The 15,653-nt window shown below is 50.5% G+C and carries 9 protein-coding genes; 2 read left to right on the forward strand and 7 right to left on the reverse strand.

What is annotated here, in order from left to right; genetic code table 11:
* The first annotated feature begins 276 nt into the window (after nt 1-276).
* Nucleotides 277-1,857 (forward strand): glycoside hydrolase family 10-like protein, encoded by a 1,581-nt coding sequence (locus BM040_RS03560; RefSeq protein WP_092099075.1) that lies wholly within the window; start codon nt 277-279, stop codon nt 1,855-1,857.
* 208 nt (nt 1,858-2,065) lie between these two features.
* Here the strand turns inward: BM040_RS03560 and BM040_RS03565 are convergent, their stop codons facing one another.
* The 4 genes from BM040_RS03565 to BM040_RS03575 form a co-directional block, all read right to left on the reverse strand.
* A complete protein-coding gene (locus BM040_RS03565) occupies nt 2,066-3,934 on the reverse strand; it encodes an outer membrane protein assembly factor BamB family protein (RefSeq protein ID WP_092099076.1) in 1,869 nt (622 codons plus the stop codon).
* A 72-nt stretch (nt 3,935-4,006) separates the two neighbouring features.
* Nucleotides 4,007-4,708: a polysaccharide deacetylase family protein gene (locus tag BM040_RS21970; protein WP_175490980.1), complete on the reverse strand. Its 702-nt coding sequence runs from the start codon at nt 4,706-4,708 to the stop codon at nt 4,007-4,009.
* Entirely contained in the window at nt 4,708-6,573 is a 1,866-nt protein-coding gene (locus BM040_RS03570; RefSeq protein ID WP_245756084.1) for a glycoside hydrolase family 9 protein, read from the reverse strand. The genes BM040_RS21970 and BM040_RS03570 overlap by 1 nt, the downstream gene beginning before the upstream one ends.
* A 48-nt stretch (nt 6,574-6,621) precedes the next feature.
* Nucleotides 6,622-7,233 carry a peptidoglycan recognition protein family protein gene (locus BM040_RS03575; RefSeq protein WP_175490964.1) on the reverse strand — a complete coding sequence of 204 codons (612 nt, stop codon included), beginning with the start codon at nt 7,231-7,233 and terminating at the stop codon, nt 6,622-6,624.
* Between the two features lie 213 nt (nt 7,234-7,446).
* On the opposite strand from BM040_RS03575, the gene BM040_RS03580 reads away from it, so the two are divergent.
* Nucleotides 7,447-8,988, forward strand: a complete 1,542-nt coding sequence (locus BM040_RS03580; protein WP_092099078.1) for a glycoside hydrolase family 10-like protein — start codon at nt 7,447-7,449, stop codon at nt 8,986-8,988.
* Between the two features lie 265 nt (nt 8,989-9,253).
* On the opposite strand, the gene BM040_RS03585 is transcribed toward BM040_RS03580, so the two are convergent.
* The 3 genes from BM040_RS03585 to BM040_RS03595 all read right to left on the reverse strand — a co-directional run bounded on the left by BM040_RS03585 (nt 9,254) and on the right by BM040_RS03595 (nt 15,626).
* A complete protein-coding gene (locus tag BM040_RS03585) occupies nt 9,254-10,960 on the reverse strand; it encodes a RagB/SusD family nutrient uptake outer membrane protein (protein ID WP_092099079.1) in 1,707 nt (568 codons plus the stop codon).
* Nucleotides 10,961-10,978: 18 nt separating this feature from the next.
* The gene (locus BM040_RS03590) at nt 10,979-14,242 is read right to left on the reverse strand and encodes a SusC/RagA family TonB-linked outer membrane protein (protein WP_092099081.1); all 3,264 of its coding nucleotides are present in this window, start codon (nt 14,240-14,242) and stop codon (nt 10,979-10,981) included.
* Nucleotides 14,243-14,879: 637 nt separating this feature from the next.
* On the reverse strand, nt 14,880-15,626 hold the full coding sequence (locus tag BM040_RS03595) for a Mut7-C RNAse domain-containing protein (RefSeq protein WP_092099082.1): 747 nt from the start codon (nt 15,624-15,626) through the stop codon (nt 14,880-14,882).
* Nucleotides 15,627-15,653 lie beyond the last annotated feature (27 nt).

Raw genomic sequence — 15,653 nt, forward strand, 5'->3', positions numbered from 1 at the left:
AACTCTTTTTCAAGGTTTGTTAAGGGTTAGTGATTAGCATGTCAGAGGGTAAATTTAAACCTTTTATAAGAAAGGTGGCCCATGTTATCACAGATTCTTACACCCTCCTCTCCCCTCTAAATTATAGTACAAATTATGCGGTTAATTTGAGGCGGATTGTTTCCTAAATAACATCCTATTACTATATTTCGATAAAGTACAGTTTTGCACCCACAAACTACTTTTAAGAAAACATCAACTTAATAAAGTATAATACCATCTTAATCCTTACTGCTAATGCGTAAATTTTTACTCAAGTATTTCCTGCTAATTTTCGTGGGAGCCTCTGCTACATTGGCGCAGGCACAACAGCAGCCGTTGAAGCGTGAATTCCGCGCCGTCTGGATTGCCACCGTGGCCAACATCGACTGGCCGGGGCAGAAAGGCCTTTCCCCTGCCGTGCAGCAGCAAGAGTTTAAGTACATTTTGGACGAGCACCAGAAAAACGGGATGAATGCGGTAATAGTGCAAGTTCGCCCCGCCGCAGACGCCCTTTACCGCAGCAACCTGGAGCCTTGGTCGGAGTTTCTGAGCGGCAAGCAGGGGGTGGCCACGAACCCGCCCTACGACCCGCTGCAGTTCATGCTCGACGAGGCCCACAAGCGCGGCATGGAGTTCCATGCTTGGTTTAACCCCTACCGCGCTACATTCGATGCCAAGGCACAGCTAGCCCCGGACCACATCACCAAGCGCAAGCCGGACTGGTTTGTGCAGTATGATGGCAAGCTGCTGTTTAACCCGGGCATTCCGGAGGTGCGCCAGTACATTACCAGCGTTGTGATGGACGTGGTAAACCGCTACGATATAGACGGAGTGCACTTCGACGACTACTTCTACCCTTACCCGGTGGGCAAGCTGAAGTTCCCGGATGACAACACATACGCTGCCTACAAGGGCCTTTTCACGAACAAGGACGACTGGCGCCGCTACAACGTGGATGAGCTGATAGCAGCCGTATCAGATAGTATAAGCGCCGTGAAGCCCTGGGTAAAGTTCGGCATCAGCCCTTCTGGCGTTTGGAAGAACCTGGCTGACGGCCCGGACGGCTCCGATACCCGCGCGGGCGCCCCGAGCTACACGGCCCTCTATGCCGATACCCGCAAGTGGATGCAGCTGGGCTGGATTGATTACCTGGTGCCACAGCTGTACTGGCACATTGGCAACCCTGCCGCCGACTTTAAGACGCTGGTGGAGTGGTGGTCGCAGAACTCCTTCCAGCGCCACCTGTACATAGGGCTGGGGGCCTACAAAATTGCTTCCGACCCTACTTACTCCGATTGGCACGACCCAAACCAGATGCCGCGCCAGCTGCAGCTCACCAGGCATACCCCCAACATTACGGGCAGCGTGTTCTTCAGCTCCAAATCGGTGATGAGCAACCCGAACAACCTGCAGGACTCTTTGCGCACGTCATATTATAGATACCCTGCCCTGCCGCCTGTGATGGAGTGGAAGAAAAGTGAGGAGCTGGAGCCACCATTTTCGCTAAAAGCTCGCCAGACAGATAATGGGGTACGCCTGCATTGGCAACACGACCAGGATGTGCGCTACTACCTGATTTACCGCTTTGAGAAAGCCGACATGTGGGAAACGCCTATCTGGAAACGTGCTTTCTGGGAGGACCGCAAGTGGCAGCCAAGTATAAATGACCTGAACAACCCGGCCAGCATCGTGGCAAAGGTCTTCGGCACCAACACCGTATTCATCGACGAAACGCCTTTGGAGAGCGGCAGGTATGTTTACGTGGTAACCGCCCTGGACCGCCAGCAGAACGAGAGCGAGCCTTCGCTGCCGGTTACGGTAAAGTATAAATGGTAAAGCTCGACTGAGAAATTTTGGACAAAAAAGTTTTAGAAAGGACTTTTGAAGTATAAACGTAAAGATACCTTCAGATTCTTTTAACTGATTAAACTTTAACAACTGCCCCTATACTTAACCTTATCAGATTTCCTTAAACAAGAACAGCCGCTCTGGGAGCGGCTGTTCTTGTTTAAGGAAAGTATAAATTCCTACTTAACAATGCTGTTTACAGTGCTTTTTGCGCTTCATACTCCAGACAGGCAATCTTGCCATCCATGGTACTCACCACCACTCTTCTTTTACCCAGTGGCATAGCAGGATTCATTAGGCCGTTAGATACTTTATACTTCCACAGCACTTTGCCGCTCCTCCGCTCGATAGCGCTGGCCATACCTGAGTGGCTGGGCACGTAAACCACACCTGCGTGCTCTACAATGGCAGATGGCGCAAGTTCATACGGCAACTTCAGGGCCGATTCCCAGCTGATTTGCATCGTGTCTGCGGCCGTCGATACACCAAGCAACTCGCCATCCATTGTTTTCACGTACACCAGGGACTTGTCCTCAGATAAGCCCATCGATTCCCGCACGCGGATGTTATCCATTTTCTTGCGCCAGATCACCTCCCCCGTCATTGCGTTCAGGGAAGTCATGAACCGATCGGGTGCTACGATAAATACACGCCCATTTGTAGCGACAGGGTAACAGGCTGCAGCTGAGAACATACGGTTATTAGATCTGTTGCTCCATTTCCACACCAGCGCACCTGATTTGGCATCCAAGGCATAGAACTCATTTCCCCAGCTTCCAAAGTATACTTTTCCCTCATAGAGCAGCGGCTTGGTTACTACAAAATCGTTTACCTGATCAAAGTCCCAGATAATTTTCCCGTTCTTCAGGTTTAGTGCCCTGAAGTGGCCATCTGAGCCACCTATGTACACGGTGTTGCCATCTATCAGTGGAGCACCTAATACCGGACGCTGTGTTTCTGTTTTCCAGATCAGTTTACCATCTTTAGCAGACAAGCAATAGATGCTATTATCCGAAGAGCCCACTACCACATAGCCTTTCGATGCGGCCGGGGTGGAGTAGATTTTGCCACCTGTTTGAAAGGCCCAACGTTTCTCCCCACTCGCTTTATCCAGGGCGTAGATCTCGCCGCTTGTATTGGTGGCAAACACGTGGTTTTTGTAGGTGGCAGTGCCTGCGCCCACATCACTGTCATCCTGATACTCCCATACCACCTTTACATGAGGATATCGGCTGTTCACCGCGTAAGAGGGCCGGTGGTAGCGGGTGGTGTCTTTGTCAAAGTGATGGTTCACCAGGGGTACCTCTACCCAGGTCTGCTGCGTTTCCACGCCTGGCTTTCGCACCTGGAAGCTTGCTATATTATTTTTGAAAGTAACGATGTTATAGCCGCCCACCTCGTCTTTGGCCCTCAGGTTGGAGCGCCCCATCACCGTTGGGATGCCGTCGTAGGTGAACCGGCGGTTGCCATGGCCGTGGCCGTGGAGCATCAGCTGCACATTCCGCTGCTTCAGAAGGTCAATTGCCTCATACCAATTGTTTAGCGAAGAATCCTGGTGGTAATGGTTGAGGTAGATCACAGGCATCTCGGGCTCCTTCATGTGGTTGAGCACCGAGTCGAGCCACACAATGTTTTCCCTTGGCACCTGACCCGGCCCCATGCGCATGTTGGGTCCGGAACTAGTACCGACGAAAAGATAGCCGTTATGAGTAAAAGAAAAGGTCTCGGATCCGAACACAGTCCGAAAGCTGTTGCTGCCGCTCTCCGACCAGTTGGAGTCGTGGTTTCCGGAAATGATGTACCAAGGCTTGTGAAGGTTATCCAGCACCTGCTTGGCTAGTTTCAGCTCCTGATCGGAGCCAAACTCCGTGATGTCTCCTGTCAGCACAGTGAAACTGATGGAGTCATTAGCGTTAATATCCGCCACCGTGCGGCGCAGATCTTCCTCTGCCGTATTACCACCGATGTGGGTATCTGACACGAAAGCAAATTTAAAGGACTGGGCACTGGCCACTTGCACTAGGAACAGAAGGGCCAGCAGCCAGGTACTTTTCAATCTTGTCATTAAATTATAGGGTTTGTAGGTTAAGTGAAGTATACTCAGTTGTTTGAGTTAAGGCTTTACATTTTAAATCCATTATTGTAACAGCGCATCGATGGTCACAAAACTATACCCTTTCCCCTTCAGCTCAGTCAGCAGCGCATCCAGGTGGTGGTAAAACTTGTCAGTGCGACGCGGGTCTGTGCCGATGTGCACCAGCAGTATAAACCCATTCAACCTGTTTGGGTCATTGGCTTCCTGCTCCAGGATGGAGTGGTATACCCTTTCGGAACTAACATACCGGCTGCCCATTTCCGGCCAGGTATAGTCGGCGGTGGAGCGGGTGCCGGGACTGAAGTTTATCAGTTGCAACCCTTCCTGCGCCGTCCACTCGGTTACACTTTGGTTGTACCACTCATAGGGTGGCAGAAAGTAAGGCGCATCCGATTTCCGCACCCCAAAGGCAGCCATGCGCTCGTAATTCTTGAGCAAATCCTGGCGAAACTGCTCCTGCGTCACAAGCAGGCTATCGCGTTTGGTCCAGTCGCAGTAGAGCAGATGCTCGTCGGAGTGGGCGCCCAGGTAATGCTGCTCTTTGACAAGCTCCTGGAGCAAGGGTTTAAAAGCCGGATTCCGGTAAAAGCGCCCGGTCAGGAAGAACGAGGCCTTCACCCGATGCTCCCTCAGCGTCGATGCAATTACCTCCCCGCCATCCGCATACTCATCGCCGGTAAAAACCAGCGCTAAACTTTTGACAGTGGTATCGCCCCGGATGATGGCCCCGTGCGCATCCCGGATTACTTTTTTGCCTGCGCCCCCTCCCGTGCGCTGTGCTCTTTAGCCGCGAGCAGGTAAATGAGCGAGGCAGTTCCGTCCATGGTAGGCTCGTTGGTGGAGTAATCGCCGAAATCATCGTGGTATACCACCAGGTCCGACTGGAATTCGGCATACTCATCCGGTTGCTCCAGCTTAATACCGATCAGGTTTTTATAAATGCTGCCATAAACCGGGCCATCCACTAATCCTCCATCTAGTGGCATCTGGTGCAGGAAGGTGAGTGCAGAGTGCGGGTCTTCCGGCGTGTCGCCATGATCAGGCAACCCAAACACCATACTGGTTCCCCAGGGGTTCACGCCAAACAGCCAATCGATGTTGGCCTGCTCCAGCTCAGCATAGGTTTCATCCCCGCTCAGGGTGCGGTACAGGTAGCTCTGGATGGCGAAGGAGGTGGTCAGATTATTCGAGCACCAGATAAAAGGAACTCCGCGGTAAAAGGCGTTTTTCCTTGCTTTCGCATAAACGCGTTCGATGCCTTCCTTATAAAAACCAAGCAGCTCTGCCTTTTTAGCGTCGTCGGCTTTTTTGGCTAGCTCATAGTGCCCGAAGTTGTGGAAGGGGTACCACTGGTAATGCCGTGCCGTATCGGCGCCCATCCAGGGAGTTACCTTTTCTTGTAGCCCGTAAGTAAAGGCTTGGGTAAAGTATGTTTGGTCGCCGGTTAGCTGATGCAAGGCGGCCGCACCCAACTGCATGTCGTCTACCCAGTTGTCCTCCTCGTAAAAATAGGGCGCCCGGTTTGGCGCGGTTTGGGCTACACCTGGTTTCGCTAGCCCAAGCTTGTAAGCCGACTGGGCTTTTTTGCTGTATAACGCTGCCAGAGCATCATCCTTGCCGCTGTAGATCTGGGCTCCCAAGGCGAAGGCGCTGGCAAATTTACCCGCCGTGGAGGCTGCGCCTGTCGCCCGGTTTTTATACTTGCCCAACCCTTGCGGCTCGCCGGTCACAAAGTATACGGGCCGCGCTTTTCCAGGCCCCATACCATAATCTACATCGTCTTTGGTCGGCAGCCGCAGCCCCTGGTGGTCGCGGTCGTCAGCCAGTTGGTTAAAAAGCCAATCCTCCTGCGGGTGCATTTTGGTGAGCCAGGTCAAGCCCCACTTCGCCTCATCCAGCACGTCGGCCACACCGTTGCTTCCCTCCAGCCCGTTGTCCTGGTGATCGTCACCGAATACCTCCGGGAAATCGCGGTAAGCAGCCAGCAGGTGGTAAGTCGCGTTGGCTGAGGTAGTCGAATATTGCAGGTAATCGGAAGCATCATGCCAGCCACCCGACACGTCAATTAAGGTACTATCCGGCATTGGCCCATACATGGTATAGCCGTCGTGCACGTGGCAGGAGTCCTTCAAGTATGGATTAAAGCCGCTGCGTTGCTGGCGCATGTAGCGAAGCGTGAAGTCGGCGGTTCCTTCATACACATCAGCCGCTACCCTGAAAACCGGCGATGTTGCGCCCCCGGCTTTTATATAGTAAGTACCTGGCGCTGTAAAAGACGTGAAGTTAAGACGATACGACTCCGTGAAAGGACCATAGGATCCAAATGCCTCCCCTGCCTCGCCTTTGAACACCACTTTGTCCGTAGAAGCGTCTACCAGCTCAAACCGGCGCAGCTTTTCCTGCCCTTTGCTCACCCATACCGCTACCTTTATACTTGTAGGCGTGTATCCCAGTTGGTTGATGCGCACCCAAGCGCTCGCCTGTTGTGAAGCAGCCTCGTCAGTGCCTTTATACTTTGTCTGTGCGCAGCCCATCAGGCCCAGGCCACCAGACGCCGAAATAAGTGCCGCCAGCGCCAGCGCTTTAAGTGTTTTCTTTTGTATCATCATGCAGAGATTTTCGCTCAGTTTTTAAAGTATAAATCGTAAGATAAAGCGTTACCTATTCTGTGCCACCAATTCCCTGAAATGCGGTAGCATGGCATAGAGCCCTTTGCCCGGGCACTGGGTCTGTGCAAAGTCCATATGGCCGCCCAGGCTGTCGGCTGGTATGTTGTAGCGCTGGGCCAGGGCAGGCACCAGCCTGTTGAGCGTCTTCATCTGCTCCGGGGTGATGGGCTCCTCCTCAAAGTTTCCCTCCACCACTACCAGCAGGTGGCCGGCCGGGTCGTAGGCTGTGTTGGAGTCTCCGGCATAGCCAAGGTCTCTTCCTTCCGCTACCTGGCCGTGGCAATCGATGTATAAATGGTATGGAATATCCGCCCACTGCGGCTTGGTTCTGCCGTCCCACAACAGGCTTTCCTCCTGCGAGAACTTCTGCAGGGCCCGCATCTTATCGGTCAGGGTTCGGTCGGGCAGCTGCTTGGTGGCCGTGTGGTGGATGGTTAGGCGGTTGAGGGTATGGCTGCGCATGGGCAATACTGGTGCGTTAGCCCCCCAAGCCTCGCGCGAAAGAAAAGCGATATCGCCAGGCACTACTTGTTGCGAGGCGGGCCGCTGACAGCCCAGAAGCAGCACAAGTATAAAGGGGATCAGGAGGAGGTATTTCATAGGTTAACCGGGAGGTGAGGCACAGGCTTTATACTTTGCTCCGCACTCAGTGATAGCAATTTAGCATTGCTAATATACAATATCCATTATATATTGACAATTAAACACTGATGCACCACTCCTATACTTCAGAGATTTCTTTTACACGGTGAGCCATCACAAAGAAACCAACTGATAACTTCCTTATAACCATCCTATCTTTAACCATTACCCATGAAGAAACTTTTTATACTTTGCTTCCTTTTGCTAAGCTTTCCGGCATTGGAGGCTTTTTCCCAGTCCACCCCACCAAAGCGCGAGTTTCGGGCCGTCTGGATTGCCACGGTGGCCAACATTGACTGGCCAAGCCAGCCGGGCCTTTCCTCGGTTATTCAGAAGGAGGAGTTTAAATACATTTTGGACGAGCACCAGAAGAATGGCATGAATGCGGTAGTAGTACAGGTGCGTCCCACCACGGACGCATTCTACCGCAGCGACAAGGAACTGTGGTCGCACTGGCTTACCGGCACGCAGGGCAAAGCGCCCAACCCGCCCTACGACCCGCTCGCTTTTCAGATTGCAGAGGCCCACAAGCGCGGCATGGAGTTCCATGCCTGGTTTAACCCCTACCGCGCCTCCCACGACACCGTCATCGCTAACCTCAACCCCAACCACATCACCCAAACCAAGCCGGAGTGGTTTATACAGTATGGCGGCAAGTTATACTTTAAACCGGGCCTCCCGGAGGTGCGGGAGTACATCACCGGCATTATCATGGATGTGGTGCGCAACTATGAGGTTGACGCCATTCACTTTGACGACTACTTCTACCCCTACCCTACGGCCGAGCCTTTTCCGGATGATGAGGACTTCGAAAAGTATGGGGCAGACTTTGCCAGCAAAGACGACTGGCGCCGCTATAACGTGGATGAAGTTATCAAGTCTCTCTCTGATAGTATAAAAGCTGTTAACCCAAGGGTAAAATTTGGCATCAGCCCTTTTTCCATCTGGCGTAACAAAACTGCGGAGGACCCGCGCGGCTCCGACACCAAAGGCGGACTCACGAACTACGACCACCTGTACGCCGACATCCGCGGCTGGCTCGAAAAAGGCTGGATAGACTACAACGTGCCGCAGCTATACTTCCATATCGGCTATGATGTAGCTGACTACGCCAAGCTGCTGGACTGGTGGAGCAAGAACAACTTTGGCAAGCACCTCTACATTGGCCAGGGCACCTATAAAGTCAACAGCGACCGCAGGTTTAAGGAATGGTCTGATCCCTTAGAGAATGGACGCCAGCTTCGCCTGAACCGTAGTACGCCCGATGTGCATGGCAGCGTGTTCTTCAGCTCCAGATCGGTAATGAGCAACCCGAACGGGGTGCAGGACAGCCTGCGCCAGGACTTTTACCGACTGCCCGCACTGGTACCCACCATGGCCTGGATAGACGCTATTGCCCCGCTGGCCCCGGAGGCTTTGGAGGCTAAAAGCACGCATGCAGGTGTTTACCTCAACTGGAGCCCTTCCAAGCCTGCCTCCGACGGCGAAACCGCTCGCTACTACGTGGTATACCGTTTCCCGAAAAACCAGCAACCTAACTTTGATAACCCCGAAAACATCGTAGCCAAAGTATACAAAGACACGCTGCACTACCTCGACCGGAACGTGCAACCAGGCAAGCGCTATACTTACGTTGTAACGGCACTGGACCAGATCCAGAATGAGAGCGCACCTACGGCACGGGTGAAGGTGAAGGGCAAGAAGCTGTTGTAGAGAATTAGGTAACAGAACTATAAAACTAAAAAGCGGGCTCGACATGGAGACCCACTTTTTAGTCCTATATCCTGGTAAGTGTCATCTGCTATACTTGTAAGCTATTACTTCTCTTTAATACCATTACTAAAACAATGTTAGTATAATTACAGTATTGCGACCTCTTCATGTATGATAACTTAAGAGCTTTACTACATGGGCAGCCAATAAAAAAGCCTCCGACATAAAATGCCGGGGGCTTTAAAGGTTAATCAGTTATTAAGGGTTACCAACCAGGGTTCTGGCTTAATGTGGCACCGTTATCCTGGTAAAGTTTAATTTGATCCAGTGGAAGCGGATCCAAGTATACTTTAGGTTCGGTGAACAGACGCTGTGAGGCAGCAGCAGAAGCAGGGATGATGTACCCTTCTGTGCCCTCTGTCAACACTACGTCATCTTTCAAGTCCTTATAGTCAGCTTTTCTGATCCAGGCCCCTCTGTTAATTTCCGGATTTGCCTGTGTGTCCACGTACTCAAGCTTCTTCCATCTTCTCAGGTCATCCAGTCTAAAGCCTTCCATCATCAACTCAACGCGTCTCTCACGGCGAATCTCCCAAATAATGGAAGGTACAGACGGATCTTTTTCCGGATCGGTGTAAACCTGATCATTTACCGCAGCCTCAGAGCCCATCACCTGCAAGTGCGGCATCTTTATACCTGGTCTTGAGCGCAACACGTTAATAGACATATCCAGATCGGCTTGTGTGAAGGCCGGACCTCCTACAGTTGCTAACTCAGCGGCAGCTTCAGCATAGTTCATCAACACCTCACCATAGCGAATGACCGGCGCATCTGTCGGGTTCAAGTTAGAACTTCCTTCCGGAGCATTCATGATACTCTCGTTCAGGAATTTGTGTGTAGCATAACCAGAAGAGGAGTAGTTATTAGCCACACCGTTCAGGCGCAGTTCAGTAGAAACAAATGTTTCCTTGATACGCGGGTCACGGTTTGCCATCACGTTCGCAATGCCACGATCTCCCTTATACTGCTCAGATAGCGAAATAGGAAGGCCATCTGCTGCCAGATAAGCGTCAATGGCGTCCTTAGAAGGACCAGTTTGCGGCTCCTTGTTGTTATAGCTGTTCAACGCATGGGTCAGGATGCCTGGCTCATACTGTCTGTACATGATAACCTCGGGGTTGCCAGCCAGGTTTAAAGAGTTAAATACACTCCTGTAGTTTCCGAGGCTATATTTGCCAGAGTTGATGATCTGCTCTGCTGCCCACTTAGAAGCAGCCAGATACTCAGCAGCTTTCTCGTTGTTGTTGTTATGGTACTTCTGCCAGGTACCCTCGAACAGGAACACTCGGGACATGTAAGCCAGAACTACGTCTTTGTTAACAGTCAGGCCTTTCACACCGTCTGTCTCCCTAACATTCTCAGCGGCAAATTTGAAGTCAGCCAACACCTTGTCCATTACCAGCGTGCGTGAGTCGCGTGGCTTGTAAAGCTCTGCCACGTCAGCCTCAGTCAATTCGCGCTCAAACCAAGGCACATCCCCGAAACGGTTTACCAGATCATGGTATTCTAACCCACGGAAGAACCGACCTACGCCGGTCCAGTGAATTTTGGCCGCGTCATCCATCGGCACCTTCTGTACTCTGTCGATGAAGATGTTGGCTTTTCTTACCCAGGAAAAAGTCCAGCCACCACCTGATGAAGGCACGTTTCTGGTAAACTGCGTTGGGTTAGATGGGGCGAAATCATCGTTAAGGGACTGACCTGAAAAGTACTTACCCCAGGTATAGCCTGAACCATAGCCTGTAAAGTAGGCCGTATAGAAGCCGTAAGAAAAGGTTCTAACGTTCTCCTCGGTTGTCCAATAAGTATCGTCGGTCAACTTATCAACCGGTGGTGTTTCAAGAAATTCTTTCTCACAACTCATCAGCAAGGATGAGGAGAGAAGTATAGCTGCTATAAATCTTATTTTCATGTTAATACCGCTTTTAAATTAGAATGTAGCTTGAAGACCAAATGATAGGGTTCTGCGATAAGGGTAAACTCTACCAAATGTGTTGGAATCGTTCAGACCGGCAGTAGTATAGTTTACCTCTGGGTCAATCGGAATATCCAGGTTGTCAAACTCAAACAGGTTCTCACCGCTGAAATACACGCGCAGGCGGTCGATCTTAACTTTGCTGGTCAGCGTGCTTGGCAGTGTATAACCAAACGTGATGTTCTTCATTCTCATGTAAGAAAGATCAAGCAGGTACTTGGTCTGCGGCAGGAAGTTTCTGGAGTTGTTAGCCGTTGCAGAGCCTTCCTGATCTGTTGGTCTTGGATAAAACGCATTCGGGTTCTGCGGAGTCCAGTAGTCAAGCTGGTGCGTGTACCAAGCTTCCCCAGCTCTGTAGCCTGGAATGAACAGGGGACCATTTGCCCAGAAATCGCGCTTGCCAACACCCTGGAAGAACATACTCAGGTCAAAACCTTTATAGTCAGCACCTAAACGAAGGCCATACTGATAACGAGGGGTAGAGTTACCGATAACTTTCATGTCACCATGGTCATCGATTGTCTGCGCACCTCGGTCTATCTTGCCGTCACCGTTCAGGTCTTTGTATTTCACGTCGCCTGGACCATAGAAGAACCAGCCGCTTTCAAAGAACGATTGGCTAGGAATACCCTCCTTCATCACGTAATGGCCATTAGCATCCACGATAAGATTTCCGCTGGCATCCTGCACAAAGTCGTCGTTTGTGAAGTAACGATCGGTCTCATATCCCCAAATCTCACCTAGCACACGGCCCGGGCGGTTAGAGTTGATTCCTTTGTTGTCAGCATACGCTGTAATTTTCTCCTGGAAGTCTGCCAGTGTAGCTGTGGCGTTTATGTTAAAGCCATTGCTGAAGGTATGCTCAAAATCAAGGGCAAGTTCCCAACCTGTTGTCTGCAGTTCTCCGCTGTTACGGATGGTAGGTGTAGTACCGAAAGTAGCCGGCTGAACCAGACCTTCGCTGTGCATATCCTTGGTAGTTCTTCTATACCAGTCGAAGGTAAGGCCAATTTTATCCTTGAGGAATCTGGCATCCAAACCAAAGTCAAGCGTGTTAACAGATTCCCATGTTAAGCCTGCCGGGAAAGCACCTGGTGTACCTGCTGTCATCACGTTCACGCCGTTGATCAACCATCCTGATGTGGAGGAACTCATCAAACGATAGATGTCACCAAGTCTGGAGTTCGGGTTACCGATTTCACCATAGGAAGCTCTCAGTTTCAGGAAGCTCATAACTGGGTCTGTGAAAGCCATAAATGGCTCCTTAGTAATCACGTAACCAAGAGACATTGATGGGAAGAAAGCCCACTTCTTAGTTGGGGACAGACGGGAAGACCCATCGTATCTGCCGTTCAACTCGATAAGGTACTTATCGTCAAACGAGTAGTTAATACGACCGAATGTACCAATGTTAGACCACTCGTCGCGGGCGCCGTCCACAAACTGTTCACCAGTAGCAAGGTCAATTTCGCCCATGTTAGGGTCCATCAGGTTACGCTTCTGAGACATCTGGAACCAATACTCATAGTGCTCCGCGTCACCACCAGCCATTGCTTTTAATGAATGACGGCCAATATCTTTCACGTAAGTGGCAAATACTTTACCTACGTTTCTGTTGCTCCAGTCAGAGTTGTACTGCACGCGGTTATACGCCGCGCTGCTGTAAGGCTCGTACTTCAAATCTGCACCAGTGGCCCAAAAGTTATAGGCAGAAAGTACGCCACCAGTCTGATGCTCGTGGTCGTTGTTGCTGGTGTAAGTATAGTCAGCATCAACTGTCAGCCCTGGAAGCGGCTTCAGTGTACCACCGATATTGATTCTTGTCATCGCAGCGGTCTGGTTGTTCATCTTGGCCTGTTGCACCTCTGTGATAGCACTTCGGAATGGATGCCCCTCGTAAGTGCCGTACGGGTAAACAGATGGCCATCTGTACAGGTAGTACCAAGGGTCATAGGTTTCGCTGGAGAAGTAGAAAGGACGAGTGAAGTCTGACTTGGAGTACAATACCTTGGCGCGGGCATCGAACCAATCCGTAACGGAGGTGTTAACCCCTAAGTTCAGGTTGTATCTGTCATAGTTATCCGGATTTACCTTAAGCACACCCTCCTGGCCTAAGTAGCCAAAACCCATGTAGTAGTTGGTTTTTTCGCTACCGCCTGAAACGGAGATATCGTGCTTCTGCTGAGGTGTCCAGTCTTTCATGAACATTTCTCCCGGGTCCCAAGAACGATAGAAGAAAAGGCGTCCGTCTCTGATTTCAAAGTCACGGCCCATCACCATTTCGTTGCCAAGGTTCTGGCCACCGTACAGACGCTCCCACTCCCGCATTTTCTCGATAGAGGTTTCATCAATGTACATACCCACGATGCCAAACACGTTTGTGTTAGGGTTCTTTCTTCTCAGAGCCTGCAGGGCCACTTCGGCTCCATCGGCTGCCCCAGCAATCTCCGGTGTTGTAGTTGGTGTAGACCAGGAGAAGTTGTTAGAGTAAGTAATTTTGGTATCAGAGTTCCTTTTACCTGTCTTTGTTGTAATCAGGATTACACCCCAGGCACCTCTGGCACCATAAATGGAAGAAGAGGCAGCATCCTTCAATACAGAGATTGACTCAATATCCTCCGGGTTAACCATCTGCAAGCTTGGAATCTCCACGTTGTCTACCAGGATCAGTGGTTTAGCTCCTGGGTTTCTAAGCGTACCGGACATACCTCTTAAAGTAATATCCGGATTTTGACCAATCGCGCCACTTGACGTAGTAATAGTAAGACCTGGGGTAGTACCCTGGAGGCCACGGGCCACGTCGGTTACTGGTCTTGACTCAAGTACTTTTGTATCAACAGTAGATACAGCACCTGTCAGGTTTGCCTTGGTCTGCGTACCATAGCCCACCACGACAACCTCTTCAAGCGCTTTGGCGTCAGTGTTTAGGGCCACGTTGATAGTGTTCGCTTCACCAATAAGCCGTTCCTCAGGCTTCATACCGATAAAGGAGAACACCAATACATCTGTCGCCTCCACATCTGAGATAGAGTAACGACCGGCGGCATCTGTAGTAGTACCGCGCGTTTTACCTTTTACTGCAACAGATACACCCGGGAGCTCAATCTTATCTTCCGCGGAAGTAACTGTTCCACTTACAGTTCTGCCTTGCGCAAAACCCTCTGCATGTAGCAGGAGCATGCAAAGCCCCCACAAAATACATCGTAAATAGTTCTTCATGTTTATGATAGGTTGTTATTTGGGGGTGAAGATATATAATCTTTTATATTCTATGCTACTATTCAAAAGAATTTATCATTCCTGATTCAATATTCAGGTCAAAAATGAGTGTGTTATCACCTCTCAAAACACCCTATAAATAATAATGCAAAATATTTACATACAAGCATTTACAACATAACAAAGGATACTCTTAACGTGAAGTAAGCAACTACCCACTGCAGCTACAGACGCATGCTGGGGACATTTTTTTCAACCTTGCACACTTTAAATAGTACAATTATTACTGTATTAGATTTTGCCATCCGCAAACGTATGCGGAACCTGCAAGGGCAGCTACATATAGAGATGTTACAATCGGTGGGTAGGATAAAGCAAGTTTAGACAGGGATAAACCTACTCATTAATGTATGAATACAATATGTTCATTTTACCTCATAACATGAGGTATGACAGCGATAAAGCAGATTAGGTGAATAAATTAACATTTCTTGCTGCTAGCTTATGAGGAAAAGCGGTAATTGTATGAAAAATTAATGTTTGAACTCAGTTTAAAAGAAAACAGCCTTCAGAAAAGCAACGAGTCTTTTTAAAATGGACCCGATTTTTTGAGGTTGCTTAAACGTAGCGCCATGTTTCAGGTGCGGCTGATTCTGGCGACAAACTTTTGCATATGCTCATAATGCGAGCCTTTCCAGTACACGCGGCTGCAGGAGGAGCAGCGGTAGAACTCCTCGAAGTATACCCTGGTTTTGGGTGGCAGTTGCTCCAGCACCTCCTCTTTGCGCACCTGCTGTACCGGTACATTGCAGGCCAGGCAGCGGGCAAACGGCCGGAAACTGGGCTGCAAGCTGTAGCGCCTGATTACCTCTTCCAACTGCTCCTCCGCGAGCTGCGAGCGAAGCCAGTAACCCCAGGTAATGCTTTTCTGCTTCAAAAGCCCTATGTCGCGCGTGAGCACCACACGCTCTTCTGCTGCCGCGATGCGGGCAATGGCAGCATCGGTCAGGTCGGTTTGGTAGTAGGTGTCGAGGCCGAGCATGCGCATACTTTTAGCCAGCGTGCCCAGGTGCACGTCCAGCACGAAACGGTGTGGTGGCGGATTTCTCTCCTCCATCGTATAGCCAACCGGCCAGCTCCTCCCCTCCTCCACCGGGTATACTTCCACCGCATCATTCTCCTTTAGCAAGTATGAGAAAGAAACTGGCTTCCCGTTTACCAGTATCACATCCACCTCGGGGTGTGGCACGCCCAGTGCTTCGATTGAATCCTTAATTGCCGGTGTTCCATTATAAATATAAAGTATAGCGCTCCCTCGCCGGCCCTTGGGCAGAAAATCATTTAAACCCCCATGGAACCGGAAAGTAGCTGTATGCTGCTGCATGCTCATACTTTAGTTGTACGGCGGGAT

The sequence above is a fragment of the Pontibacter chinhatensis genome, from assembly GCF_900113285.1.
Taxonomy (GTDB): domain Bacteria; phylum Bacteroidota; class Bacteroidia; order Cytophagales; family Hymenobacteraceae; genus Pontibacter; species Pontibacter chinhatensis.